The sequence below is a fragment of the Oceanococcus atlanticus genome, assembly GCF_002088235.1.
Lineage (GTDB): Bacteria > Pseudomonadota > Gammaproteobacteria > Nevskiales > Oceanococcaceae > Oceanococcus > Oceanococcus atlanticus.
On record NZ_AQQV01000005.1, the window covers coordinates 1 to 26,579 of the forward strand.

Sequence of the window (26,579 nt, forward strand, 5' to 3'; positions counted from 1 at the left end):
CGTGCCCTGGGTATGCCGGTGACGTTGCCAGCGCTGTTTGACGGCATGTTCGTGCTCGCTCCGCAGCACGCGCCGTGTCATCTGCGCAGTCTGATGCCGGCCTATGCGCTGGATCAGCTGCGTCGGTTCTTCGCCCTGCACGCACGACGCGAGGTTGCGCAGCTGCGCGTAGCCGAAATCGGTGCGGGCATCGGCCACACGGCCTATCTGGCTGCTCATCTGGGCATGGCGCGATACAGCATTTTTGATCTGCCCGAGATCAATGTGGCGCAAGGCTATTTTCTGATGGCCAGTGTTGGGGCCGACAAGGTTCGGTTGCTGGGCGAGCCGGCTGGTCCGGCGCTGGAAGTGCTGCCACCCTGGGCCTACGAGCCGACCTTGCAACAGGGTTACGATGCCGTGCTCAACATCGACTCCATGCCGGAGATCGCGCGTGATGCGACCCAGCGCTATCTTGAAGGCATGGCTGGCTGCGCGGACTACTTCTTCAGCCTCAATCAGGAGGCGCCGCGTCCCGACCCGGTGCAAGGCGAACGTGCCGCGGTGCGGGCCATGGTTGAGGCACACACCGATTTCGTGCCGTTACAGCGCAACCGCAACTGGTTGCGGGCTGGTTACGTTGATGAAGTGTTCGGGCTTAGGGCGCGTTAGAGCAATCGAGAAAGCGCCGTGAGGCCGGCGTAACACGTCCGAAGTAGCTCATCTCGCGCTGCACCGGCGCATAGTCGTGACCGCGCAGCTGGCGGTATTCGGCCTTGTATTCGGCCAGCGGATGGCGGGCGGCGGGTACATTAGTTGAAACGCCGCCGTGAAACTGATGAAAAGTGGCTTCGCCCAGCAGCATCACAGGTTCGATATCCGCTTGTTCCAGCATGCGGTTGTGCATGTCCAGGTTGACGAGGCCGCCACCGGAGCATCGAAAGCGTTCGTCGAATCCGCCCAGTTGCAGCAGGCGCTCGCGCGCCAGGGTGAAGAAATTGCTCTCGTTGATCGGTTGCAGGAAGCCGCCGCGTGATGAGCCGGCCGGGACCGCGATGTCGAACAGGCGATAACCATCCTGCATCCAGTCGGTGTCATCCAGCATCTGGTCTTCAACGCCCTGGTTGTAGCCCTCGCTGATCGACAGCGTTTGCAGTTTGGGCCCCAGATGCATGCCCAGCGTGCAAACCAGCGCATTGGGCATGGCTGCGAGCAGCTTCAGCGTGGCGTTCACAATGCCGGGCGAAAGAATACGCGCGCCGTCGATGGCGCAGGCCACGTAGCGTCCGCGCGCGGCCCGAATGCCGGTGTTCATGGCCTGACATGGGGTTGGCGCATCCGGGCTGACTCGCAGCAGCCGAAACTGGCCGGCAAGGTCCTGCAACTGGTTGGCCGGAAATGCCGGTGTGGAACCGCTGTCGACCACAATCACCTCGTAGTCGTGCGCCTGCACCCCGCGCTGATAACGGGTCGACAGTGAATACAGCGTGCGCGGCGCTTCACGGGCCATATTGTGTATGACCACAACCACACTGAGCTGAGGTCGACGCCAGCTGCGGATCATGCTTTGGATCCAGCAGATTGCAGGGCCACATAGCGGCCGGGCTCGATGAACTGCAGGCAGCGCGCTTTGAGTTCCAGGCTCATGCTCACACCGCAGAAGCGTGCCAGTTCACGCAGCAGGGCGTTGGGGTTGTTGATGGCTTTCTCGTAGGAGATGGTCATCAACGGGTCCTCGCAATCGAGGCAGAAGCGGGTCAGCTTGTCGTATCGCCGCTGCGCATCTTTCAGGGCGATTTTCAGATCGGTGCCGTCGGCGCGCTGAAAGGCTTGCGCCACGCTCATGGCATCCCGGTAGATCACCACGAAATGAGGGTTGCGCAGTTGCCCGTGAATTTTGCCCAGGTAGTCCAGCGTGTGCGGATACTTCCAGCCCCACAGATCGTGCTGAGCATTGCGCTGGTCGACAAGCTTGCGCAGCGCGGCGACATCGCGGGTATGAAAAGCCGGGTCTTCGTGGCTGCCAGCCGACAAGGTTTCGCCCATGCTGACGCCGAGCAGGCTGAGCAGGCCGGCAACCATGGAGGTGCCGCCGCGTGAAACACCCAGCACGATGAGTGTTTTCTGCGCCGTGCCGGTTGCGGGGGTGAGCGTTGAGCAGGGTTGCCGACTGGGGTGTGTGGCGGTATCTACCGGCTGAAGTTGCGGCAGCAGATAGGCATGTGGTTTGGGCTGGCGGGCCAGTTCGTGCTTCTTGCCGGTGTCCTGCAGGCCGCGCCGCTGACGGACTCGGCGCAAAACATCCTTGTAGATCTCTCGATCGTGGCGGATGAACGGCAGTATCAGTTCCTCATCGAAGTCTTCCAGGCGCAGCGGGTTTTCGCTCGGTGCCCGGTTCAGGCTGGGCAGTGCGGTGCTTTCCTGGGTGTTCAGCAGCGTTTTCAGCTCTTGGTTAAACACCTCGATCTGCTCAACCGCACCGACCAGATCGAAGGCGTCCAGCTGCTTGAATGCTCGGGCCATGCTGCTGTCATCCACATGGCTGGTGTTGCGCGGCAGCAGATAGCGGGTCTGACGATTGTCGAACAGGGTGCGTACGGTTGGGTCCTGGTCATCCAGGGCGGCGCTCAGCGCCGCGTTGTCACCCGGCTCGACCGCAGCCAGCCGTAGTGCCAGTTCGCGTACTTTGCCGGAATGGGCTTTGTGGAATTCGCTGTCCGGGTCCGAGCCGATATGGCGCAACCAGTTGATGTGTGAAAACAGATGCGGTTTGGGTTTGCGGAACAGGGTGACCCAGACGTGGTTCTTCAAGCCCAGCTTGCTGGCCACCGGTGCTTCGATATGCCCGGATACGAAGTCGAACTGGCGCGCATGCCCGCTCGGCCAGTCCCTGAACTGGGTTTCGATATGGGTGATGCCACTCAGCGGTGAGTACAGCCCGGCCATCATGTGATTGGCGCTGGTCCCAGCCGCTTTGGCGATGTGCATGAAGAACAGCTTTTTGACCGCCGGAATGTCGTAGTGGGTATTCCAAACCAGGGCTTTGGGACTGTTGCGCAGTTCGATCGGCGCCTGTCCGGGCTGAATCAGGCGCACGCTGACGATCTGGGTTTCGTTGCGCAGCGTTTCGGGGATCAGGTCGAGCGAGAAATTGAAGCCGCAGCACCCGCTGGGATGCAGGCCGCGTTGTTTGACGCCGGGGCGGTTGAGCGTGCCTTCACACTGCGCGACCGGCTGGCCGTCGATGAGCAGTTCGAGCTGTGGTGACCGCCGGTCCTCGGGACCATAAGACGCCCAGCCTACCAGCGTGTTGTCGCGGATTTCGTCGAGGATGCCGTGATTGAACTCAGCCATGGGTGTGGGCGGCTTCGCTGAGTGCGTCCAGCATGGGCGTGAGCGCGCTGTAGGTCGCCGGACAATCCTTGTTCAGATGATGCTTGAGGATGTTGAGCCAGTTGTCCGCGTAAGCGCGCACATCGGTGTTGGTTGCCGCGGCCTGCACCAGGTGGCGGGTGATATGCGGCATGGCATCCGTCCAGCGTTGAGCCAGAGCCTGTGCTATCGCCGGGTCAGAAAGATGCGTCTGTGGCGCGGCGGCAAGCTCGTTGAGCCAGGCGCTCAGCCCCGCCACATCAATGTCTGCGGCCCAATCTGGAGGCGTCTGCTTGGCCATCGCTTTGTGCTGGAAGTACTCGGCACGAAAGGCGCCCGCCGCGGTTTTGTCCGGGCGCACGCCAAGGACCTTAAGAACCCGGGCGTAGTCGTTCGGGTCAGTGGAAAAATAGCGCGTGTGACTGATCAGGCAGATCGGCTGGTCCAGCTGCGCCAGGCGCAGCAAAGCAATAAAGCATTCCGCTACCGCAAACAGGCCGATCTGGCCGCGCTGCCACAGGCTGTCCTTGGGATTGGCTGCGCGTCGATCCCAGGACTGCGCGGTGGCGATTGGGTCGCGATACAGGTGCAGAATCTGAGGCTGCATGTTCTCGCGCTGCAGCCGCCACAGGCAGAAGTAATAGCGCGGCAACTTGTTGCCATACAGCACAGGTGGACGGCTCGTGGCCAGCTTGTTGTTGAGCGCTTCGAGCGAGTTGTCCTGCGCCCGTGTGCGCGTGTCAGCATCGGCCAGCGCCAGAAAACTTTGCGGCGCGGCGAAGCCGGCGTAGTCGTAGGTGATCGGAAAGCACTCGATGCCGCAGAACAACTTCGGGTGAAGATTGAGACTGCGGGCGAACGCGCTGGTCCCGCTGCGGGGCACGCCGCTGACGATGAAGTCCAGTGCCTGATTCACCCTACTCGAGCGATTTGGTGTGAATGCTTGTGTAATGAAAGATCTAAGCGACATGGAGCATAGGGGTTGCGCCTGTGCGTGCGTTCAGTAGGTCGCTACGACAAGCATTGGGATAGACAGTTTGCAAGCTTACACAACGCCTGCGTAAGCGGAAGCTGTGCGACATACACCCGGATCGCCTATTCAGTTCAGCCGTGTCGGGAGTTTGTTGTCAGTTAAAAAACTCCGATATTTCTCGAAGTGAAGCGGGTATTTTTCAATCGCGGTGTCAAAGTCAGTTTCAGCGAAGGTTTTTTCCAGGTTCAGCGGTGTCTCCATGGACGCGACGGGAAGGTGAGGCAAACTGAACAGTTTGGCCATTTCCTCAGTGCGTGAATCGATTGTGATGAGCATTGAGGGCGTGCCGGCGGCGATGCCGACCAGGCAACCGTGCAGACGTGTCCCAATGACACCGTCGACGCTGCGCAGCGCAGCGATCCAGTCTTCGATGTCGTGAAAAACCCTGAACTTGTCCTGCCATGCGGGGCTACGTTTGGCGTCGAGGTATTCCTCCAGCTCAGTCAGCTCCAGCTTTTCCAGATTTTCCGTGCTTGGAGCGAGGCCAAGTGCACACTCCGGGCGTTCTGTTTGCGCGACAAAAAAGCTGCCTGGGCGCTGCAGTACTTCGTCGTATAGCTGGCGCTCAACGCGCAATTTGGCGTCCATGTCGGCGCGTTTGATTACCCGCTTGCGGTTGGCGTGTATGGCCAGTCTGAGGTGAGCGCTGTTGCCAGGTGCAGGGAGTGTTTTACGCGTGCGCGTATTGTTCAGAGTCCAGAAATACGATGGGCATCCGACTACTTGAACGTTGTGTATCCCGTGCGCTGCGATGACCTCAGCAGTGAATTCCCCCCGAACACCGATGCTGTGACTTCTCTCAGAGACAACTTTGAGGAAACGGATGCTGCCTTCCGGCAGCTTGGGACGGGATGTGGTGTCGAGCGATTGGGCACCCAAACCTGCAACCAGGCAAGGCAGTTTGCTGTCCTCAATTTTTCTGGCCAGATCGCCGAGGTTTTTATTGGATGAGGACAACCAATTTGCGGCGCAGATCGCTATGCTGTCAAACTGATCGCCAACTTGTTTTGGGTTTAGCAGAGAGCCGTTTCCGCTTTGGTTGAAGTCGAGTTGCCTTTCTAGCGACCTCATAAAAAACATATTGCCCGTGTTGCCGCCAGTTTTGAGCATGAGTTTTTTGACATCCAAAAATTCGTTTTTTTGAATTATTGGTTTATTGTAAAAATATATATTGGGTTTTTCTGGCATGGTGTTATGCGAAACGGTCGGGCTGTGTCACCGGGGCTGGCGAGCTCCGGCGGCTACAAATCCCTCAAATTATACACTTCGCGGGCAAGGCTTGTGTGCTTCGAGCTGCCAGATTGGTGTTGTGATTCAGCGTTGCCGGTTAATTTAATTTCGCGTTGTTAATAGTTATTTAAATTTTATTTTGAATAAATTTATTTTCATAAAATCGTCAAACTGGTCGTCCTACGAGTTGGCAATAAAGCGCGTGGAGGCTATTGGTCGTGACAGTCTTACTTTTTACCCGTCAGATATTCATGTCGAGCGTTGGGATGAGTCTTTAACGCTATTTGTGAGTTTCTCTCTGATATCCACAGCCCGGCGCGTTTCAGATTATGTTTGGCGATCGCCGGAGGCTCTACTGAGCTTTGATGGCTTTCCATATTGCGGATCATTCGAGCCGGAAGCATCTCGGGCGGAGATGATGTTGCAACAGTGGAAAAGTGATGAGCAATTGATCGATACCATGAGCGGCACGTGGGCTGCTCTGAGGCATGGCCGTGACGGCGGCAAGGCGCTCGGTGATTTCACCGGAATGACGCCACTGTTTTACGCTGCGAACGAGGAATATCTCGCCATATCGCCAAGGCAGATGTTGATCTCTAGCGTCACAGCTCGACGGTTGGATCTGAATCTTCAGAACTTAGCTTGGCTTACCGGGCAGGCCAATGTTATGGGCGAAGACAGCGTATGGGATGGTATCAAGCTGCTGCCGCCGCATTGGACATTGGCCTGGAGTGGCGATCGCGGTGATGTGACTCCGCGCTTTACCGAGCGAGAAATCTGGCAGGCCCCTGAGCACTTGGACGAAGCGCGCCCCAGCGAGATCGCACAGCGTTTGGTGGCTCAGGCGGATGCTCTTGAACGCCTGGATCTCCCGCCTTTCTCTATGGATATCACGGGAGGCCTGGATTCTCGTCTGGCCGCTGCCATCGTATGTGGTTCGCGACTGGCGGGCCGCGTTGAGCGTATGCAGACCCGTGGCCCGGAGAATGGCCATGAAATTCAGGTCGGACGAGAAGTCGCGCGGCAACTGGGAATGGATCATGTGGAAATTACACCCAGTCCAAAGCAACTGAATCCACAGCAGATCTTCACTGAACTGCGCAGCAGCATGTTCCGATACGAGGCCACCATCTGTCCCAGTGATGGCCTGACTGGGGCTGCCCAGATGTCGCGCTTTGTCGTTTCAGGGTCGGCAGGCGAGCTCTATCGCAGGCACTGTAAACCCCATATGAATGTGGAATTGCAGTCTATTGCTGAGCTTGAAACCCTTTTTGCAGACTATCATCAAACCACTGACCCACTGGGGATTGAGCGATCCGAAGTGCGCGATTTTCAGCGCCGAGATTTGCAGAATCGCGCCCTGGAGTTCCATCGCCAGGGCGCGGGTTTGAATGACGTTACGGATGTCTTTTTCCTGCGTTACCGCTTACCCCTGTGGAACGGGGTGCTGCAGAACAATTTGTTCAATCAGGTCAAAATTTATCCGTTGCTGGATTACCGCGCGGCATGCCGGGCGCAGAACTTTGACTACAAGGATCGGGTCGAGGACCGTTTGCACTTCGAGTTGATGGCGGAGATCAACCCCCGACTTTGCGAGCTTCCGTTTTACAAATTCACCTGGCCGCGACGCTTTAAGGATCTTCCTGTTGCGCGGCAGCTTGAATTGCCGGCGCATCCTTTCAAGACCGTTGGTGAGCAAAATCTCAGCCAGCTCAGTGTGGGCTCGAAGATGCGCGTGCTCATCGATCAGCACTGGGAACACTTACGCAGCTATATGCTTGACCCGGTGTCGTCCCGTATCTGGGAGGTGCTCGATCGCACCGCGGTTGAGCACTTGTTCGAGCGCAATCCAGCAACGATTCGAAAAGTCACAGAAACCAAACAAATCATGGCCATGCTAGGTCTGCAAGTGGTGCTGACCGGCGACATGCTGGCACGAATGGATGGCGCGCCCGGTACCCAGGTTCGGTTGCATGGAGCCGCAGCTCAGCAGATGTTTGGTCACCTGAACCCGCATAGCCGCTTGCCCGCTGTGTCCTTTCCGGATGTCTGTACTCGCCTTGAGTCGACCTTTTAAGGAGAGGCGTTTGGCCGTCAGTTTCGGGCCGTCGCGAAGGATAGGTTCGACCAGTCCGGAATGTCACGACCGAGCCAGCGTTGCAGATTTTCCACATCTTTGCGTAGCACACCGAGTATGCGGCTGAGGTCATCGTCTGACTCTGAGACTTTGGTGCGGGCAGCTGAGCCAGCGTTGTGTGTGGCAAAGTTTGGTGGCGTCTGTGGTGGAGACAGCTCGAGGAAATCCCAGACTTGGTGCATGTGGTGATGGGGTTGTCGTATGAACTCCTCAAAAACCACAACATGAAATTGGTTTGCGGGGAATAGCTCTAGATAGGCCTCAAGCTGATACCAATAGCGGCTGGTCAATATTGACCCCGGCCCTTCTTTGCTTGCCAAAAAGTCCGTGAGGGTGCCTTGGCAACGGCCCTTTGAGCGGCTGTGATGATAGTTGGAGAGTATGCGTTCGACCGGGTTGCGCAATATGTAGATGAAGCGCATGTCCGGGTTGGCGGCCTGCATGCGCTGCGGAATGTCCCACGCGCGGCTGCGTTGTCCGATGGTGTAATGGGTGGAGCCATCACCGAACCAGCGCTCACCCTGATAGCCCTGCAGCATGCGTTCGTGCAGCAGTTCGTGCAGCGAGGCGATGGGCTGCCCGGCTGTGTTCCAGAATGTACGAGCGCGCTCCTCACCCAGGAACAGGCCGGGCTCCTTGATCGGGCTGGACATGAAAATGTCCGGATGCACCTTCAAGTACTCATGCAGGCTGGTGGTGCCGGACTTCTGAGCGCCCATGATGATGAGATTGGGGCAGGGGGTCAGATCGTTCATTTAGTGCGTGGTGGTGTCGGCACGAAAAACCAGCATGCGACGGGTGTCGTAGCACACCGTTTCGCTGGCGTAGAGGGCCTCGTCGGTTTGTGTCAGACCATGTGCACCGAGCTGTTGTGACCAGTGCGCCAGAGCATTGCCATGCTCGCCAAGTATCAGCACCAGCTCGCCCTGCGGGCTCAGGACTCGGGCCAGTTCGGCGCAAGCCGACGGATGGTCGAGTACCGCGCAGTCCTGGATCACCACGAGCGACAGTGCATCCGTTGCGGTGTTCAGCTGGCCTTTCTGATCCAGTTCGCTGGTGATCTCGCCGTGATTCAGGCGCCGGCCCTGAAACGATTTGCTCCAGAACGCGTCCAGACAGGGGTGCGGGTTGATCCACAGCGCCGGCAGGCGGCGGTAGGTGAGCAGGCCTTCCGCCAGATAGCGGTACAGGCTGCGGTGCGCCGGCTGTGCACCGCAACTCGGGCAGCTGTGGTAATCCGGGTTGAGATGGCGCGGTGCGGACCATTCGCAGATGTTGCAGAAATGAATCTCGCGTTGGCTGATGGCATGCAGGCGCGGTAGGTCATCCAGGCGCGGCGGATGTATGACTTTGATGTGTTCATCAACCCGCGACCAGATGTTGGGCACGGTTTTGTTAAACAGCGCCAGCACGCTGTCGATCTGACCCAGCTTCCAGCCGCGGCTTTCCGCGTAGTAGCTGTACTCCACGTCGGTATAGCTGTGCGGTACCTGTTCACTGAAGCCGCCGATCTCGTCGTACATGGCCCGGCGCATGATGAACAGCCCACCCTGGACGTGCTTGAAGATGCGTTCAGGATGCTGTTTGGCGAAATCCTGATTGCGGAAATCGGCAAATTTGGCAATGCCATCTGGCAATTGCGCACCGGTCAGGTAGGTCGGGCTGTAGCCAGTTGAACCGGCCAGGCCGACCTCTGGGTGGGCGTCCATGTAGTCGGCCATGTCGCTTTCCCAGCCGTCGGCCAAGGCAAAGCCTTCCTTGCCGCAGACATAGATCACGTAGGGCGCCCGGCCCTGGTCGGCGGCGCTGTTGGTGCCGGGACCAACAAAGGTATTGTCGCCGCGATGGATCACGCTGACGTTGTCGCGCTTGCGCTGCAGGTCGAACAGGAACGCCACCACATCGGGCTCGCTGGCGTTGTCGCAGATGCTCAGGTGGAAGTTGCTGCGGGTGTGCGCGAACAGGTGCGCCACTATGGCCTCGAGCTCGGCCACGTTGTTCCAGCTGACGATGACGATATCGATCACCTCGTCACGCCACTGGCGCAACAGGTTGCGGGTCAGTCTGCGGTTGTCATGCCGGCGCAACACCGCGTTGCGGCCGTTCACGCTGAGTCCGAGGATCTGCTCGCTGTCGAGCCCGGCGAAGCGGCGTATGCCGTCGGCCAGTGACTGCGGATCATTGGCGTTGACCATCAGCCCGGTTACACCGTCCTGGACCAGGTCGGGAATGCTCGCGATCTGGGTGGTCAGCACCGGGGTGCCGGTGGCCATGGATTCCAGCAGCACCGTGGGAATACCGTCCATGTCGCCGCTGGCGGTGCGCACCGAAGGGCAGGCAAACAGGTCGTGCTGATCCAGCACATCTACAATCTCGCCGTAGCCATTCAAGGCGCCGTGCAGACGGCAGTTGTTCAGGCCCAGCTCGGCAATCAGGTTGCGCAGGCGCGGTTCTTCATCGCCATAGCCGTAGATGTTGATCTGCACCGCCTCATCACGCAGCAGGTCGGCTGCGCGGATCAGGTCGTGCAGGCCTTTTTTCTCGGTCAGACGGTGAATGGCGCAGACTTGCAACGGCTCGCCGTGCGGGCGCTGGCGCGGCGGGCGATAGCGGAAGCGGGTGGTGTCGATGCTGTTGGGATTGAGGTGCAGTTTTTCGGCCGGTACGCCGCGGGCCAGCAGGAAGTCGCGGTGGAAACGCCCCAGGGTGAAAACCGCTTTGCACAGCGGTGCGCGGGCGATTTCACCGACCCGGTTGAGGCGATCATTGTCGTATTTGAAGATGTCTTGCGCGTGGGCAATGAAGGTGAACGGCACATCGGCCTGCTCGCAGGCAGGCCAGACCATGTCGGTCACGGTCGGGTAGGTGAAATGGGCGTGCACCAGAGTGCGGGCATGAGCGCGCAACTGTTCGGCCAGCTCCTGCGGGTTGCTCACGCGTTGCCAGCTGATCTCGAAATCAGGCTTGAAGTCGGCATGCGGCGACTGGCGGCAGAACACCGTGACATCGACCCCGGCGGCGACCAGCTCGCGCAACTCGTTGAGGACAAAGGTTTCTGATGGCACCGGGAAATGCCAGCAGAAATATGCCAGACGCAAGGGGGCGGGCGTCTGCGGCGGATTGAAACGCGGCGCCGGCAGAACACGAGGCCAGGCCGGTGGTTCATGGGTTTGCTGCAGATGCTGGTAGGCCGTTTGCAGGGCCTGTACGCCGACCTCGCGCCCGTAGCGCGTCTGCATGGCCTGGCGCCCGGCTTCACCCATGCGCTCCAGCAGGCCCGCGGTCGTGCACAGCTGTTCCAGCGGCTCAATCGCATCGCGCCAGTGGCCGTGACGAATCACCCAGCCGTTTTCGCCAGGGGTAACCAGATCCTTGGCCGCGCCCAGGTCGTACACGATGACCGGACGGCGGGCGGCCAGTCCCTCGGCCACCGTGCGGCCGAAGGACTCGGCAAAATGCGACAGGTTCATCACCACATTGACCTGGGCCAGGGCTTCCTGCGGTGAGTCCTGGTAACCGACAAACTCCAGGTTGTTGCCCAGTTCGCCCGCTTGCTGGCGCGCCCGCAGCGCGGCGACTTCGTCGTTGTCCGGGCCGATCAGCTTGAAACGCAGCTGTGGCAGATGCTCTGCGCAGGCGGTGGCGAGCAGGGCGAAGTCCTCCAGGCCTTTTTTGGCGATGTTGCTGCTGATCAAGCCCACGCTGAGCGTGCCATCTGCGGCGCGCTGGTTAGGCAGGTCCAGGGCCTGCATGTCGAAGGTGTTGGGCACCACGAAGGTGGCGCCGGGCTTGTCGAATTCGGCTGCGCTGTGACGCGAGTTGGCAATGATGCAATCGGATTGTGCGGTGACCTTGGCCACGATCTGATCCGGCGTCAGGCCCACCATGCGGCTCAGCCAGCTGTCGTCGTGCACGCTTTCGCGCACATGTGTGGCACACGGTATGCCCAGTTCACGCGCCGCGATCAACGGCTCGCGCACGACAATGGTGTTGACATGAACCAGCGCGATCTTGTGCCGGATCATGTAGGCCTTGAGGCCATCGATGGCGGCGCTCTGCGGTGCTTCGCCACGGCGCCAGTAGCGATAAGGAATATGCGCGGTGTGGCAGCTTAGCGGGGCCAGCTGGGCGAGGTAGTCCGGGTTGGCGCTGGGCACCACCACATGCACGTTGTAAGGCAGCTCGGCGAGCAGGGCGAGGATGTCGATGAAGCTGCGCTCGCCGCCGAACAACTGACCATGGGCCGCATGTGCGCAGACCAGCACATGCGGCCAGTCCGGGTTGATATGGCGCTCGCCAGGCTGGCTGCTGATTGCGATGGGGCAACGCGCCGGCTCGATCTGTGGTGCAGGGGCGCGTGGTGCACGCCCTTCCTGGCGGCCGTATTCGAGGTAATGCCGGAACGCACAAACCGCGTTCTCTGCCACATCGGGGTACTCGTTGAGATACCAGCTGGAATTGAAGGCCGGCCCCGGATCACGCCCCTCATCCAGGCCGTGATACAAAAAATGCATCAGCGGGTTGGCGCCTGCCTCGCGCACATCCGGGTTGCGGGCCAGATACCAGTCGGTGTCGAACCAGGCGGACGGGTCCAGACCTGCTTGCCAGCCGCTGTGCAGGTAGTGGCCAAGAGGGTCGGGGGCATCGGATTTGCCGCGAGCCAGCTGGCGCCAATAGTGATCGGCTGCGCACACAGGATTGGGGTCCCGGCCTTCGAACTGGCCGTGCTCGACGAAATGACGCAGCGGGTTGATCTGCGCCTCGCGCACATCCGGGTTGCTGGCCAGATACCAGTCATTCCACAGCAGTGGTGAGGGATCGCGGCCTTCGCGCCAGCCCAGGCTCAGATAGTGGTCCAGTGCGCCCAGACCGGCGTCCGCTACATCCGGGTTGTGGTTCAGATACCAGGCGCCGTCGAAGTAGCGATTGGGGCTCAGGCCCTGGAACTGTCCCTCGCGCAGATAGTGTTCCAGCGCCGATTGCCCGGGCTTGAGCGCCGGGCCCTGCGCGCCATACCAGGCGGGGCTGAACAGCGCGCTGGGCGCGCGGCCTTCCTGATGGCCCGCCATGAGGTAATGCAGCAGCGGATTACTGTCGCTGGCGGCCACATCGGGGTTTTGCTGCAGGTACCAGTGCGGGTCGAACAGCCAATGTGGCGAACGGCCTTCGCGCCAGCCGACCAGCAACCAGTGCCACACCGGATGAGCGGCCGCTTCGATCAGGTCGGGCTGGGTGTCCAGGTACCAGGGCAGATCAAACAGCCCACTGACCAGCAGCTGGCGGGTTTGAGTGCGCAGCGCACGGCGCTGGCGCAGGCTGAGCTTGATTCCGCAATAACGCCGCGGGGGCAGCGCATCCTGGGCGAAGTCGAGCGCGCGATACATGCTGCCGCGGCGTTGCAGCAGGGTGGTGATGGCTTCGCGGCGTTGGCTTTCACGTTGCGTGGCTTGCAGCGCTTTATGCTGCTCGCGGAGCTGGCTTAATGCGCTTTGCTGCTGGCGGCTGGTTTGTTCAGCCTTGTGCAAGGCTGCGCCCTGCTGTGCATGAGCATCCTGCAGGCTGTTCAGCTGTTTTTGCAGGTGCTGTTCGCGACGGCGCAGTTGTGCCAATTCTTCACGCCGCTGCAGAGCCGCCTGCTCAAGGTTTTCGACCTTGCGCGCCCGTTCTTGGAGGTTTTGCCGCGTCTTGTTGAGCGATGCGGTGAGTTCGTCGACTTTCTCGATGCGGCCGCGCAGTTTGTCTTGGGACTCTTGCAAGGCGTCGAGTCGTTGCTTGGCCAGCTGCTCCAATGACTGGACCTTTTCGATCCTGTCCTTGAGTTTGGCCTGAACCTCGCCGATCTCCGCACGTCGTTGGGCGGCCAAAGTCTCCAGTGACTGCACTTTGCTGGCCCGTTCCGCCAGTTGCTCGCGCAGTTGGTGAGCTTCTTCTGCGTGCTTCTTCTTGAGCGCCATGCGCTGGCGCAGTTCGTCGCCAAAAGCGTGGCCGTAGCGAACATCGGCAGCATTGAGCGCAGCACGGATATCGTCCAGCGCGCGCTGCGCCTGCTCATCGTCTGGCCGCTCGATCAGACGTTTGAGCGCAGCCCAGGTGCGCTTGATGTCAGGATCAAGGCCCGGTTCCTGCTCCAGCGCCGCGTCGTCGGCTTTCTGATGCTGATGGGCCGGGTTGAGGAAAGCGCTGATCTGCTTGCGGACGGTCTCGTCTGCCGGTGCCAGCTCCAGATTGAGGGTCTGGTTGAGCTGCGCCAGCGCGTGCTCCCAGTTGCTCAGCAGCGCGGCGTAATCCAGCCACACACGGGGCAGACCGCGGCTGTGATACTCGGCATCCAGCACATGGCGCAGCCATAGCAGGCAGGCTTTGTCACGATGAAAACCATCGCGCCGGGTCAGCGAGCGGGCCACTTCCAGCGGGTGGCGCAACGGCAGCACGCAGCGGATGTCGGTGTCGAATTGCTTGAAAACCGGCTGCCACTGGGGCAGCAGGCGGCAGATGCGAGGGTCCTTGAGCACGAACAGCGAGGACTGCTCAAAATCCTCGCGCAGCTGAGCGCCGGCTTGTTTGCGCCATGTTTCAAGCGCACTTTTCGGAGGTGGGTGCTGGTCGAGATTGCGCCAGTCATCCCAGCATGAGCCTGAGGCCTGCAGCAGCTCATCGTTGAGCAGGCAGACATCGCGCGATTCCCAGAAACCTTCGGCGTTGTTGTCGGCCAGGGCCTCCATCAGATTGCCCGGCAGGCTGGCCCCCAGCAGATTCAGCCAGCGTGTGGTGGCGGAGGTCCCGCTACGGTGCATGCCCAGCACCAGCAGGCCTGTCCGGCGGGTCTTGGCTGACGAGGATACAGCGCTGTTCATCGCGCGCATTCTAACCAATTGATGGCGTGCACAGGCGCACTCATGGGCTGAGCAGGGTGTGCATCAGCGCATCCACCGCATCGTCCCAGCTCAGGCGGCTTCTGACCCAGTGCTGAATGCGCCGTGACTCGGCCTCAAGGGCAGCGCGCTGATCCTGCCAGTGCTGGATCAGGCGGCTCATTTCGCCCACGCTGCCGCATACCAGGGCGCCAAATTCAGGATGTGCGCCGGTGTCGAAGGCAAGGCTGGCGGTACCCTGAGCCTGCGCTTCCAGCAGCGGCAGGTTGCAGCCCTCCCACAGCGATGGCGAGACAAACACGTCGATTTCACGCAGATAGGCCTCGCGCTCGGCATCGCTGGCATTGCGAAAGACTTGGATGCCTGCGGCGGCGTAGCGGGCTTCGTCTTCGGCGTCACCGCGCCCCATCAGGCTGAAGTGCGCTTGCGAGCAGGTGCGGGCCAGTGCGCGATACAACTCGCCGCCCTTGTAGCGTTCCTCCCCGCGCCCCAAGCGCATCAGGCAACCCACCTGGAGTTGCCCCGCCTGAGCTGAAAGCGTGATGTCCTGGGTGGCCGTTGTGTCGTTTTTGAGCACATGTTCCCAGCCATTGCGTATGACCTGGGCGGCCGGCCAGCCAATCTGGTCGCGGATGAAATCGGAAATGGCGATGACCCCGTCGAGATTGGGGTAGACCGCGGTTTTCTTGCGCTGGATCTGAGCCTGACGTTCGTTGCGTGAGCGACTGAAGAAATCCGGGTCCGGATCGCCATGTTCCCAGGCCCAGGTGCTGACACCACGCAGCGTTGGCAGGACTTCGAAATACGGTGAGGCATGGGCGATGACATGGCTTGCGCCGAGCTTCTCGACCAAAGCACTCAGTTGCTCGCTGTCTGCCGCCACCCGGCGCACCGGTAGCGTGCCGAAATCCCCGCTCATCTCCTGGCAGCCCACGCTGACACGGACGCCGCGCGCGATCAGACGCCGACTGATCTCCTCGATGACCACAGCAACACCGAAGCCGGGCTGCATGCGTACGGTCAGGAACAGAATGTGCGGCATCATAGCCAGTGGGCCTCGATCCAGTTGTGCCAGCGACGCATCAGGCGGCGCCGGTCGGCCCAGTTTTCTTCGCCGATCTCGCGCGTGCCATTTTCGAAATGAATGATGCGCCCAACATGCTTGACCGCGCTGGCAAAGCCGCCGCGTGCTGCGGCCAGGCATAGATCCACGTCCTGGCACTCGGCGGCGTAGCTTTCGTCAAAGCCGCCGGTCACCTGTAGCGCATCACTGCGCGCCATCAGCAGGGCGCCGGTTACGGCCAGGCAGGTGTGCTGCTCGCCCGGTTCGAGTGTGGTCGGGGCATGTGCGCCGGGGTGGTGAACAAAGCCGCGCAATGGGCCGTGTTCGAAGGCGGCGATGCCCTGGTGCTGGACCGTGCCGTCCGGGAACTGCAACAGGGCGCCAACGATGCCGATGCCCGGCTCGGCATGCACGGCGCTGCGCAGCTGCAGCAGTGCACCGGCCGCATCGTCGAAGGCGATGTCGTTGTTCAGGAACAGCACGGTGTCGAGATCCCGGGCCTGTGCAAGCAACTGGTTGTTGCAGCGTGAGAACTGATAGGCCAGGCCGCTGACCAGGTGGCAACACGCCGGCAGGCTGCGGTACAGCTCCAGCACCGCCGGATCCTGGCTGCCGGTGTCGCCGATGATGATGCGCAGGGTCAGGCCACGGGCGGCAAAGGCCGGCTCCGCCGCGATCAGCGCGCGGGTCAGCGGCACGATGTACTCGGGCCGGTCCTTGGTCAGGATCAGCACCGCCAGCCCGGCTTGGGTGCCCGGCGCGTCCAGTTCGATCGCGCGCTGGGCTTGGCGCACCTCGGCCACGCGCTGCTGATTGTCATCCACATACCAGCGCAGCGGTGGGTGCAAGCCGGCCGGGCTGGGGGCGAGGCCTGTATCGATGCCCAGCAGTGGCCACAGCGCGGCGCGGCGGTTGCCCGGATAGGGCGTGAGCGGGCGGAATTTGCTGAGGCTGAGGTTGAGATTGTGAAAGGGGTCGCGAGCGATGGCGTCGGCCCAGCGCGACTGCATCCAGGCCACTTCGCGGGCAAAGTCGTCACCGCGACCGCGTGAATGGTCCTTGAGCGACACCGACTCATGGTGGATCAGCTGCACGCGTGGTTCGAGGCGGCAATACAGACCGTGCTCGCGCAGGCGCAGGCAGTAGTCCACATCGTTGAACGCGACACGCAGATTGCGCTCGTCGAGGCCGCCCAGCTGCAGGTAGATCTCCTTGCGGGTGAGCAGGCAGGCGCCGGCCACGGCGCTGACTTCATGCACATGATCCAGCGCCTCGGCGGGGACGCGCTGCGGCGCCACGGTGGCAAAGCGGTTGGCGGCAACGCCGCCGGGGCCCATCAGCACACCGGCGCTCTGGATGCGGCCATCGGGGTACAGCAACATGGCCCCGACGGCGCCGCAGTCGGGTTCACAGGCCTCATCGACCAGGCGGTCCAGCCAGTCCGACTGGCTGATTTCGATGTCGTTGTTGAGCATGCACAGCAGCTCGCCCTGGGCCAGGCGCGCGCCCACATTGCAAAGCTCGGAATAGTTGAACGGTCGATCCCAGCGTTTGACCGTGATGCGGCGGTCTTCGCCCAGCTCGGCCAGATAGGCCAGAGCCTCAGGATCTTGGCTGCCGTTGTCGATCAGCACGATGTCCCAGGCCGGGTACTGCGTCTGGCTGCGAATGCCTTCGATGCAGGTGCGCAGGTACTCAAGCTGATCGCGGGTCGGGATGATGATGCTGACCTGCGGCTGCTGAGTGCGCGGCGTGCGTGGGGCTGCTGTGCGGGGCTTCGCCTTGCGCTGCAGTCCAATGAAGGGGAGGTGAGCCGGCTTGGCCTGTTCAAGGCAGTCGCGCAGTGTGCTGGGCTGCTGCTGGATCAACTGCCGGGCCAGTGGGTTGTGCGGTTGCATCATCAGGGCGGCGATGTGCAGGGCGCCGCTGCGCGCCCGGGCCGGGCTCCAGTCGGGTTTGAAATCCAGCGTTTCGGCGTGCTCGCCGTCGGCGCTGATGCGCTCATCAAAGTACACGCTGGCGGCCGGATCGCGCTGCAGCCAGCACAGGCCTAGAGCGAGCGCGTCCTCGTAGACGCAATCCGCCTGTTCCAGCCACAGCAATGCATCGACCTCGGCCAAGTTCGCGGCTTCCGCATAGCTGCACAGCTGCAGATCCAGCGCCGACTCGCCGGCCTGTGAACGGATCACCTGCGGCGCTTGCCCGGCGGCGTGCACCAGCGCCACACGCGGGCGTTCCGGTGAGTTCTGCACGGCGCGCAGACGACGCTGTTCCTGGGTAGTCAGGCGTCCGAACAGCTGCCACCATTGTTCGGCGCTCAATGGCTGGGCGGCACCGCTGCGCTGGCGGGCACGTCCCGAGTCGAGAAAATCGATCAGCGGATTGATGCCGCGGTCGGCCACTTCGGGGTGATTCTCGCAGTATTCGTGGAGCGAGAACTCGGCGCATGGGTCGAGCCCGGCATCGGCGCCAACGGCGACAAAATGCTGCAACAGGCTGGGGCCGTCGTAGCCGCTCAGCTGCTTGCGGTAGTGGGCCGGATCAAACCAGGCGTTGGGCTTGAGGTCGTTGTGCTCGCCCAAGGCCAGATAGTGCGCCAGTACCGTGGCATGCGGGCTCAGATCCCGGTGCTGCTCGCGGTACCACGTGGTCTTGAGCAGCGGGTGCGGGTCGCGTCCTTCGGCATCGCCAAAGCGTGCATAGTGCTGCAGCGCCGAGGCCTCGAAGGCGGCGATATCGGAGTTGCGGTCGCGATACCAGTGATCGCTGAACAGCGGGTTGGGCTGGCGCCCCTCGCGGTGTCCGCTGGTCAGGTAATGAAACAGCGGGTTGACCCCGATGGCGGCCACGTCCGGGTTGTTGTCCAGGTACCAGCGGCTGTCGAACAGCGGGTGCGGCTGCAGGGCTTGCGCCGCGCCTTGACGCACGAAGGTGCGCAACGGATTGCCGTCGGTGGCCAGCTGCGGGTGATGACGGGAAAACCAATTTTCGTCCCATAAGCCGGAATCACGGATCAGGTTGATCTGATGGCGGGTCATCGGGGCCAGGCGCTGGCGCGTACGCAGCAGCCATCGCTGCATCGCGGGGCGATGCCGCGCTGGCAACAGTTGCAGGATGGCCAGGACCACGGCACGCAGGCGGGAACGACGTAACATGCCGCTAATTCTACGTTTATCCTTGTTCGATGAGCAGGTCTGATCGATTCCCCGCCACCCGTTGGAGCCGCTTTTGGCTGCGCTGATCGAGCGTGTGCTGGTGCCGCTGCGGGTGCACTGTCCGCGCGTGTTTGCTGGCTTGCGCTGGGGCTGGTGGCTGTTGCGCTGGCGGCGTCGGCCGCCGCGCGTAGGGCGTGGACTGGGGCAGGATCATGCGCGCTATCTCGAAGCCATGGATGCGGTGATTGCGCAGACCCTGCGCAAAGACCCGCCGCGCCTGCGTGCGCAGGCCTGGATCATCACCGATGAAGGCACCACGGCGCAGATGCTCGAGCGCACCCTGGCATCGCTGCGAGCGCAGTCGCATCCGCCACAGCGGGTGGCCTTGTGTGGTCCGTTGACGCGTCCCGGCTTGCCGCATGCGGCCCGACGTGAGGAGATGCATGCGCTTGCGGATGTGCAGATGCAGTTTGCCGTTCGCGCGGGCAGTGAGCTGAGCCGCGCTGCTGCGGCAGCCTTGGCCCACAGCTTTGAACGCTGTGAGGCAGCCTCGCTGTGTGTGGTGGCTGACCAGCGCCATGCGGGCCCGCAGGCGCCGCGTCTTGACCCGTGGCAACCTGGCAGCGGCCACAGTCCGGCGCTAACGGCCTGGCGTGGCGCGGCGCCTGCGCCTGAGCTGACGGTGGCGGCTCAGACAGGCGTGTTGGCGCATGTGGCTGCCGCGCTGGTCTGCGCCGAGCCGGCGCAGACGGGCATGTCGTTACCCCGGCCGTTGGCCAGCGAGGCGAGTATCAGCGTCATTGTGCCGACCCGCGACGGCGGCGACGTGCTGGCCAGGTGTTTGCGCGGTGCGCTGGCGGAACTGGCCGCACTGGGCGCGCAGGGCGAGCTGGTGGTGGTCGACAACGGCAGTCGTGATGCGCACACGCTGAGCGTGCTCAGCGAACTGTCTGCCGCCCATCCCGATGTGCTGCGGGTCCTGCGCTACGACCATCCTTTCAACTATTCGGCGATCAACAACTGGGCGGTTCGGCAGGCCAGTGGCGAGCAGATTCTTTTGCTCAACGATGACATCGAAACGCGGCAGCCCGGCTGGCTGCAGGCCTTGCGTGGCGAACTGGCGCGTCCGCAGGTGGCGGCTGTGGGCGCGCGTTTGCTGTATCCCAACGGGCACATTCAGCATGCGGGCGTTGCTCTGGGGCTGGGCGGCGTGGCCGGCCATCCCGGTCGCACGCTGGCCGCCGATGACCCGCGCTGGGCGCTGTGGCCGCATGATCAGCGGCGTCAGGTCAGTGCGGTCACCGGCGCCTGCCTTCTGACCACCAGAGCGTTATACTGGGCCGTGAACGGACTCAACGAACAAGCGCTGAGTGTGACCTTCAACGACGTGGATTTCTGCCTCAAACTGGGGCAGGCCGGTGGCATGGTGCTGTATACCCCCGACGCCACGTTGATTCACCATGAATCCATGAGTCGTGGCGCCGAGGACAGTGTGGCCAAACAGCGGCGTTTTGCCGAAGAGATCCGATACATGCAGCAGTGCTGGCCGCAGCCGATTGCGCATGATCCGTTTTACAGCGCACATTTGAGCCGCACGCTGGACGATTTGTCCCTGCGTGAGCCCAGCGCCTCGAGCCTGCTGACGCCGTATCGGCTTCCTGCTTTGTTTTCATCGATGTCATGAATGCCAGCCAAGACAATGACACTCTGATCCCGGCGTTGCCGGAGCGGCCGCTGGGGCGAACCAGCTGGCAGGTTTTTGTCGGCTCGATGCACGCGTTTCTGCTGCGCGAGATGATGAACCAGTTCGGGCGTTCGCGGCTGGGCTACTTCTGGGCTCTGGCCGAGCCGGCTGCGACGGTTGCCATACTGACAGGGCTTCACGCCGTGATTCGCGGTGGTCACCACGCCTTGTACGGCGAAAGCCCGATCGTTTTTTTTGTGTTTGGTGCGGTGCCCTATTTCTTGTATGCCAACGCGGTGGCGGCGGCGCAGGGGGTGTGTAACAGCCACAAGGGGCTGTTCAATTACCGACAGATCAAGCCCATAGACATCATGATCGCGAAAGCGACCATGGACAGCATCATGATGCTGGGCGTTGTGGTGGTGTTTTTGGCCGGCTGGTGGTGGTTGGACCATGATTTGCCGCTGTACGACCCGCTGCACTTGCTGTGGGCCCTGTTCTCGCTGTATGTGCTCGGTGTGAGCATCGGTCTGGTGTTCGAAGTGTTCGGCACCATTTACCCAGACTTACGCAAGATCATCGCTATGATCACCCGGCCGATGTTTTTCATTTCCGGGGTGTTTTTCACCATCGATATGATGCCGGCGGGAATTCGTGAGGTATTGGTCTGGAACCCGGTGCTGCATGGGGTTGATCTGACTCGCGATGCGGTGCTGCCGGAATACGAATCCCCAGCCAGCTGGCAGTACCTGTGGGGTTCGATACTGGTGCTGCAGTTCATCGGCCTGGCGGCCTACCGGCGTTACCTCTACCGATTGATCTGAGTGCCATGATTCGGGTCGAAAATCTCACAAAGTCTTATCCGCTCCAGGGTTTTGCACGCTATACCGTGTTCCGGGGGATCAGTTTCGAGTTGCCTTCGCGCACTCATGTGGGGATCGTCGGGCGCAACGGTGCGGGCAAGTCCACGTTGATGCGTCTGCTTGGCGGGATGGAGCTGCCTGACACCGGGCGGGTGACTTCGGACGGGTTGATTTCACCGCCCCTGGGGCTGTCCAGCGGCTTTGCTCAGAAAATACCCGGGCGCGACAATGCGCGCTTCATTTGCCGCATCAATGGCGATGACAACGCTGCCGCGCGTGAACGGGTTGAGTTCATTCGCGAGTTTTCTGAGCTTGGCGAGTTTTTCGAGCGCCCCGTCGAAACCTATTCCTCCGGGATGAAAGCACGCCTGGCGTTCTCGATCAGCATGTCGTTTCGGTACGACTATTACCTCATTGACGAGCTGACCGCAGTGGGCGATGAGAAGTTTCGCGAAAAGGCCAAGGCCACCTTCGCCGAGAAGAAAGGGCAGGCCAGTATCATCATGGTCAGTCACAATCTCCCGGCGTTAAAGCGCGATTGCGAAGTGGGTCTGTACATGAGCCCGCGAGGGCCGCTTTATTTTGATGATATCGGGGAGGCCATCGCGGCCTACAAGAAGGATCAGAACACTCGATGATTGAACGATTTTTCAGTCCGGCCATGCGCATGAAGCGCTATCTTGCGCTGGTTCTGGGGCCAACGGCGCTGGCGCTGTTGTACCTCGGGCTTCTCGCTTCCGACGGCTATGTCAGCCGGGCATCCTTCCTGATTGAGCAGGACTCACCATCCATGTCCGGTGGTGACATGGCTTTGAGCCTGCTTAACCTCGGCGGTGGCCCCAGTCGTCAGGACACGCTGGTGGTCGATGCCTTCCTGCGCTCGCGCACCTTGCTGGAGCAAATGCAGTCCAGTCTGGATTTGCGTGGTCATTTCTCCAGCGATGAGCGTGACCTGTTCAGCCGCATGGACGCCGAAGCCTCGCAGGAGGACTTTCTTGAGTTCTACCGCAAGCATCTGCACACGCTGGTCGACGAAGAGTCGCAGATCATGACGGTCGAGTTCACCGCGCATGACCCTGAATATGCTCACAAAGTGGTGTCTGAACTGGTCCGTCAGGGCGAACAGTTCGTTAACAAGATCAATCAAAGTCTGGCCGAGGAGCAGTTGACCTTCATCACCGCCGAGGTCGATAAAGCCGCTACGCGGCTGCGTCAGGCCACGGTTGAAATGCTCGCGCTTCAGCGCAAGAACGATGTGCTCAATCCGCAGCAGGAAACCGCGGCCGTGGCCCAGATTCTGGCCGGGCTGGAGGCTGAGTTGACCCGCCAGCAGACCGAACTCAAGGCGCTGAGCGGGTATCTCAATCCGAGCGCGCCAGACATTGTGGCGACCAAGCAGCGTATCGATGCCTTGCAGGCGCAGGTGGCTGAGGAGCGCCGCCGCATGGTGGGTGAGGGACGCGACGAGTTCAGCAAGCTGATGCTTGATTACCAGAATGCAGAGGTCAATCTGCGTATTGCCGGTGAACTGTACAAATCGGCACTGACCAGTCTGGAAACAACCCGTCTGGATGCGGTGCGCAAGGCCAAGTATGTGATTCCGGTGGATCGGGCCAATGTGCCGGATTCTGCCGAGTTGCCGCGGGTCGGCTACTGGACCGTTACCGTCTTCGTTCTTCTGAACCTCATGTATTTCGTCAGCGGACTCATCGTCGCGACCATCCAGGATCACCGGGAATGAGCATGTTCAAGCACTTTTTCAGGGCCGCCGCGATCATGGCCGTGGTTCTGCCGGCTGCAGCCCAGCAGAGCACCAGCGCGTTTGGCCAGCAGCAGCAACCGCAACCCAGCCCGTCGCCGGCCCCGCTGGTCGGTAACACGCCGATTCCGGTGACCGGTGCGACCATTCCGCCCAACACCGCTACTACCGGGGCCGCGCCGCCGATTCCGTCGGCTCAGTACCGTCAGGTTGAGCGTGAGGTGGATGAGAGCGTGTTCGGCTCCAATCTGTTTCTGGGCCGCTTTGCCGAAGAGTCTTTCCGCGCATTCAACCCGGATTATGTGGTCAGCCCCGGCGATCTGATCGACCTTAAGCTGTGGGGCGCGTTCGATCTGGTCATGCGCCTGGAAGTGGATTCGCAGGGCAATATCTTCGTGCCCAAAGTGGGCCCGGTGAAGGTCGGCAGCACCCGTAATGCCAACCTGAACGAGGTTCTTCGTCAACGCATCAAGGATGTGTTCCGCGAAAACGTTGGGGTGTACGCGGCTTTGGTCAGCGCCGAGCCGGTCAAAGTGTTTGTCAGTGGTGAGGTGCGCGAGCCAGGCCTGTATGGCGCTTATGCATCGGATTCGCTGCTGCATTTCATCGATCGTGCGGGTGGTATCGACACCGATACCGGCAGCTTCCTCGACATTCGCGTCAGGCGTGGCTCGCGCACCTTGGCGCGCATCAACTTGTACGACTTCCTGCGCAACGGTGATCTGCCGCTGATGCAGTTCCGCGACGGTGACACCATCGTGGTGGGGCCGCGCAAATCCACGGCCGAGGTGTCCGGGCTGGTCAAGCATGAGGCGCAGTTCGAGTTTGATGAGCGCATCCGCCTGTCGGCGCTGCTGAATCTGGCTGGTGTGGATGAACGCGCCACCCATGTTCAGGTCGTGCGCAATCAGACCCCGGTGCGTGAATCCGACTATCTGCCGCTGAGCGCCGATCTGGAGTCGATCTGGATTGTTTCGGGTGATCAGGTCAGTGTCTTTGCCGATCGCCAGATCGGCACCATCATCGCCCAGGTCGAGGGCGAGTATCAGGGCCTGAGTCAGTACGTTTTACCCTATGAGGCCAACCTGTCTGATCTGATCGGCAAGGTCGAGGCCACGCCGCGCTCCAATATGGACGGTCTGCAGCTGTATCGGGTGAGTATTGCCGAGCGTCAGCGTCAGGTTCTGGAGGAGATGCTGCAAAAGCTGGAGCAGTCGGTATTGACCGCTCGCTCGGGCACCCGTGAGGAGGCTGAATTGCGCACCCGCGAGGCCGAGCTGGTATTGCAGTTCATCGAGCGCGCCCGCGAGGTCGAGCCCAAGGGGCGGCTGGTGCTGCATCAGGGTTTTGATCCGAACCTGATCGATCTGCAGGACCAGGATGTGCTGCGGATTCCGCGCCTGACCCACACCGTGGCGGTGCAGGGTGAAGTGTTCTTCCCCAGCTCGTTTGTCTGGCAGGAAGACAAAAGCGTGGAGTACTACCTGGAGCAGGCCGGTGGCTTGACCCAGCGTGGTGATCGCAACCGGGTCTTCGTGATCCGGCCCAGCGGCGAAATGGTCGAAGCCAAGGGTGGCTGGGGGCGACGCGTCAAGGTTCAGGCTGGCGACGAAATCATGGTGCTGCCTCAGGTTGATCGCAAGACCTTCCAGTTCTCCAAGGATCTGATCCAGATCATCTATCAGCTGGCGTTGTCGGCCGGCGTGGTGCTGCGCCTATAGGGTTTTCTGCTGGCGCCGGTAGTTGTGGTAGGCCGGCGAACGCCACAGCCTGAGCAGGCTGCGCAGATGCCACACCAGGTGTTGGCGGCTGCTCAGGGTGGCGCGCCGTGCCGGATGCACGATGTGGCTGTTTTGGAGCAGCAGGCAGCGTCCCCCGCGCAGCTGGGCGCGCAGGCACAGATCGATATCTTCGGCGTACATGTAGTAGCGCGTATCAAAGCCGCCGAGAGCCTCGAAATCGGCCCGCCGCATGGCCAGGAAAAGGCCAGCCAGCCAGTCCACCTCGGCCGATGGTGCGTGCGCGAGACGACGTGTGTCGCGTGCACGGCCGAGTAGATAGCGCCGCAGCAGGCGCAGTGGTGTGAGCAGCGGCCGCCCGTTGTCTTCGGCCAGGCCTTCCGGAGTGCGCGCCTGTGGGCTGACAATCGCTGTGCTCGACTCGGCCAGCGCGGCATCAAGTGCATCGAACAAAGGCACCGGCAGGCGCAAATCCGGATCGACCATGAGGACATGGTCGCCCTGCGCGCCGATCAGCGCGGCATTGTGGTTGGCGCCGAAGCCGGCGGGTGTCGCGTTGGTTCTAAAACGGGTGCGGGCGCGTTGTTCGGCCGTGAGTGCGGCGCTCAGGGTGTCCTGCTCGGGTAGGTTGTGGGTCACCACGATGTGGTAGTCGCGGCCACTGAGGCGCTGATGCAGGTCGCCGAGGATGCCGAGCAGGCTAGCCCCATGGCCGTGGCTGATCACCGAAACCGTCCAGCTGGGCGGTGAGCTCATGCGCCGCTCCTGCGCGCGCACATGCCTGAGCGGGCCAGGCCATGCAGCGTGCCGCGCAGCATCTGCGCCAGTTTGTGCAGACGTTGTGGTTCAAAACACAGTGCCTTGATCGCCAGCTTGGCCGCACCCAGCCACTCGTAGGCCAGCCACGCCGGGTAGCGCCCGCCATAGCGTCGGCTCAGTACTATGCGGTTGCGGTTGATGTAGTAATGACGAAACGCGCTGTGGTGTGTGGGGTAGGTCTTCACACCGAGCAGCTTGCGCTGTTCAACCTCGCCCAGGCTGTGTTTGAGTTCGGCCTGCGGCATGGCCACCACGGTGTAACCGAGGCTGCGCAGGTAGAGGCAGTAGTCGGTGTCAACCAGATCGATGAACAACTCTTCGTCAAAGCCGCCATGGCGTTGCCAGACCGATGCATCAAGCAGCATGCCGGAGCCGATGGCCAGGTCGACCGGCTGGGGTGTGCTCATCTGGTCGGCGTAGACAAAGCGAAAGCGCCAGCGATTGCGGGCCTGCGGCCAGCGGCAGCGAATTTCCGGATGGCCGTAGCGTATGGCAGGCACCCGGATGGCAGCATCACCGGGCGTGTCCGGTTTGCTGAGCAAAGCTTTCACCATGCCGTGGCCGGGATGGCTGTCATGGTCCAGCAACAGCACATGTCTGGTCCCTTGCGCGTAGGCGTGGGCGATGCCGGCATTGAGCGCAGTGGCGATGCCGCGATTGGTTTTCAGGGCAATGACATGGATGCGTGCGCGCAGCGAGTCGGCCAGATCGTCCAGGCTGAGCGGCTGGTTGGAGCCGTTGTCGCACACCACGATACGGTCAACCTGCTGCAAAGTGGCCTGCAAGCGCGTGCTCAGTCCGGGTGGTGGGTTGTATGTGACCACCACCGCGCTGACTTTGCCGCTGCCTTCAGATCGCCCGTGCATCGGGCCGG

Annotated in this window: 17 protein-coding genes; 7 read left to right on the forward strand and 10 right to left on the reverse strand. The window is 61.6% G+C overall.

The window, feature by feature from the left end; genetic code table 11:
- A partial coding sequence (locus ATO7_RS16980) for an O-methyltransferase (protein WP_206044958.1) occupies window positions 1-651 on the forward strand: 651 nt, incomplete at its 5' end.
- On the opposite strand, the gene ATO7_RS15355 is transcribed toward ATO7_RS16980, so the two are convergent.
- From ATO7_RS15355 to ATO7_RS15370, 4 genes are all read right to left on the reverse strand, one after another.
- Window positions 638-1,543, reverse strand: coding sequence for a glycosyltransferase family 2 protein (locus ATO7_RS15355; RefSeq protein ID WP_083563299.1), 906 nt, complete (start codon window positions 1,541-1,543; stop codon window positions 638-640). The genes ATO7_RS16980 and ATO7_RS15355 overlap by 14 nt on opposite strands.
- Entirely contained in the window at window positions 1,540-3,333 is a 1,794-nt protein-coding gene (locus ATO7_RS15360) for a sulfotransferase (RefSeq protein WP_083563300.1), read from the reverse strand. Before ATO7_RS15360 ends, ATO7_RS15355 begins: the two co-directional genes overlap by 4 nt.
- On the reverse strand, window positions 3,326-4,267 hold the full coding sequence (locus tag ATO7_RS15365; RefSeq protein ID WP_083563301.1) for a sulfotransferase: 942 nt from the start codon (window positions 4,265-4,267) through the stop codon (window positions 3,326-3,328). The genes ATO7_RS15360 and ATO7_RS15365 overlap by 8 nt, the downstream gene beginning before the upstream one ends.
- 183 nt (window positions 4,268-4,450) lie before the next feature.
- Entirely contained in the window at window positions 4,451-5,572 is a 1,122-nt protein-coding gene (locus tag ATO7_RS15370; RefSeq protein ID WP_083563302.1) for a polysaccharide pyruvyl transferase family protein, read from the reverse strand.
- A gap of 181 nt (window positions 5,573-5,753) precedes the next feature.
- Here ATO7_RS15370 and ATO7_RS15375 point away from each other — a divergent pair, with 181 nt between their 5' ends.
- On the forward strand, window positions 5,754-7,691 hold the full coding sequence (locus ATO7_RS15375) for a hypothetical protein (protein WP_146680395.1): 1,938 nt from the start codon (window positions 5,754-5,756) through the stop codon (window positions 7,689-7,691).
- A 17-nt stretch (window positions 7,692-7,708) separates the two neighbouring features.
- On the opposite strand, the gene ATO7_RS15380 is transcribed toward ATO7_RS15375, so the two are convergent.
- The 4 genes from ATO7_RS15380 to ATO7_RS15395 are packed head-to-tail and all read right to left on the reverse strand — an operon-like array spanning window position 7,709 to window position 18,841.
- The gene (locus ATO7_RS15380; RefSeq protein ID WP_083563304.1) at window positions 7,709-8,506 is read right to left on the reverse strand and encodes a sulfotransferase domain-containing protein; all 798 of its coding nucleotides are present in this window, start codon (window positions 8,504-8,506) and stop codon (window positions 7,709-7,711) included.
- The gene (locus ATO7_RS15385) at window positions 8,507-14,605 is read right to left on the reverse strand and encodes a glycosyltransferase (protein ID WP_158523234.1); all 6,099 of its coding nucleotides are present in this window, start codon (window positions 14,603-14,605) and stop codon (window positions 8,507-8,509) included.
- A 40-nt stretch (window positions 14,606-14,645) separates the two neighbouring features.
- The gene (locus ATO7_RS15390) at window positions 14,646-15,668 is read right to left on the reverse strand and encodes a glycosyltransferase family 4 protein (protein ID WP_146680396.1); all 1,023 of its coding nucleotides are present in this window, start codon (window positions 15,666-15,668) and stop codon (window positions 14,646-14,648) included.
- Window positions 15,665-18,841, reverse strand: a complete 3,177-nt coding sequence (locus tag ATO7_RS15395; RefSeq protein WP_083563307.1) for a glycosyltransferase family 2 protein — start codon at window positions 18,839-18,841, stop codon at window positions 15,665-15,667. The genes ATO7_RS15390 and ATO7_RS15395 overlap by 4 nt, the downstream gene beginning before the upstream one ends.
- 73 nt (window positions 18,842-18,914) lie before the next feature.
- On the opposite strand from ATO7_RS15395, the gene ATO7_RS15400 reads away from it, so the two are divergent.
- The 5 genes from ATO7_RS15400 to ATO7_RS15420 are packed head-to-tail and all read left to right on the forward strand — an operon-like array spanning window position 18,915 to window position 24,868.
- A complete protein-coding gene (locus ATO7_RS15400; RefSeq protein WP_146680397.1) occupies window positions 18,915-20,525 on the forward strand; it encodes a glycosyltransferase in 1,611 nt (536 codons plus the stop codon).
- Window positions 20,522-21,349 (forward strand): ABC transporter permease, encoded by an 828-nt coding sequence (locus tag ATO7_RS15405; protein ID WP_083563309.1) that lies wholly within the window; start codon window positions 20,522-20,524, stop codon window positions 21,347-21,349. Before ATO7_RS15400 ends, ATO7_RS15405 begins: the two co-directional genes overlap by 4 nt.
- A 5-nt stretch (window positions 21,350-21,354) precedes the next feature.
- Window positions 21,355-22,026 carry an ABC transporter ATP-binding protein gene (locus tag ATO7_RS15410; RefSeq protein WP_083563310.1) on the forward strand — a complete coding sequence of 224 codons (672 nt, stop codon included), beginning with the start codon at window positions 21,355-21,357 and terminating at the stop codon, window positions 22,024-22,026.
- Entirely contained in the window at window positions 22,023-23,129 is a 1,107-nt protein-coding gene (locus ATO7_RS15415) for a hypothetical protein (RefSeq protein ID WP_083563311.1), read from the forward strand. Before ATO7_RS15410 ends, ATO7_RS15415 begins: the two co-directional genes overlap by 4 nt.
- Window positions 23,126-24,868 (forward strand): polysaccharide biosynthesis/export family protein, encoded by a 1,743-nt coding sequence (locus tag ATO7_RS15420; protein ID WP_083563312.1) that lies wholly within the window; start codon window positions 23,126-23,128, stop codon window positions 24,866-24,868. The genes ATO7_RS15415 and ATO7_RS15420 overlap by 4 nt, the downstream gene beginning before the upstream one ends.
- Here ATO7_RS15420 and ATO7_RS15425 read toward each other — a convergent pair.
- Together ATO7_RS15425 and ATO7_RS15430 are read right to left on the reverse strand one after the other, a co-directional pair.
- On the reverse strand, window positions 24,863-25,642 hold the full coding sequence (locus ATO7_RS15425) for a glycosyltransferase (RefSeq protein WP_146680398.1): 780 nt from the start codon (window positions 25,640-25,642) through the stop codon (window positions 24,863-24,865). The genes ATO7_RS15420 and ATO7_RS15425 overlap by 6 nt on opposite strands.
- Window positions 25,639-26,571, reverse strand: coding sequence for a glycosyltransferase family 2 protein (locus ATO7_RS15430; RefSeq protein WP_083563314.1), 933 nt, complete (start codon window positions 26,569-26,571; stop codon window positions 25,639-25,641). The genes ATO7_RS15425 and ATO7_RS15430 overlap by 4 nt, the downstream gene beginning before the upstream one ends.
- Window positions 26,572-26,579 lie beyond the last annotated feature (8 nt).

Coding starts and splice junctions, on each gene's coding strand:
- ATO7_RS15425 (WP_146680398.1), bottom strand. CDS start 25,642: ATGAGCTCACCGCCCAGCTGGACGGTTTCGGTGATCAGCCACGGCCAT.
- ATO7_RS15380 (WP_083563304.1), bottom strand. CDS start 8,506: ATGAACGATCTGACCCCCTGCCCCAATCTCATCATCATGGGCGCTCAG.
- ATO7_RS15390 (WP_146680396.1), bottom strand. CDS start 15,668: ATGATGCCGCACATTCTGTTCCTGACCGTACGCATGCAGCCCGGCTTC.
- ATO7_RS15395 (WP_083563307.1), bottom strand. CDS start 18,841: ATGTTACGTCGTTCCCGCCTGCGTGCCGTGGTCCTGGCCATCCTGCAA.
- ATO7_RS15410 (WP_083563310.1), top strand. CDS start 21,355: ATGATTCGGGTCGAAAATCTCACAAAGTCTTATCCGCTCCAGGGTTTT.
- ATO7_RS15370 (WP_083563302.1), bottom strand. CDS start 5,572: ATGCCAGAAAAACCCAATATATATTTTTACAATAAACCAATAATTCAA.
- ATO7_RS15420 (WP_083563312.1), top strand. CDS start 23,126: ATGAGCATGTTCAAGCACTTTTTCAGGGCCGCCGCGATCATGGCCGTG.
- ATO7_RS15355 (WP_083563299.1), bottom strand. CDS start 1,543: ATGATCCGCAGCTGGCGTCGACCTCAGCTCAGTGTGGTTGTGGTCATA.
- ATO7_RS15415 (WP_083563311.1), top strand. CDS start 22,023: ATGATTGAACGATTTTTCAGTCCGGCCATGCGCATGAAGCGCTATCTT.
- ATO7_RS15385 (WP_158523234.1), bottom strand. CDS start 14,605: ATGAACAGCGCTGTATCCTCGTCAGCCAAGACCCGCCGGACAGGCCTG.
- ATO7_RS15360 (WP_083563300.1), bottom strand. CDS start 3,333: ATGGCTGAGTTCAATCACGGCATCCTCGACGAAATCCGCGACAACACG.
- ATO7_RS15405 (WP_083563309.1), top strand. CDS start 20,522: ATGAATGCCAGCCAAGACAATGACACTCTGATCCCGGCGTTGCCGGAG.
- ATO7_RS15430 (WP_083563314.1), bottom strand. CDS start 26,571: ATGCACGGGCGATCTGAAGGCAGCGGCAAAGTCAGCGCGGTGGTGGTC.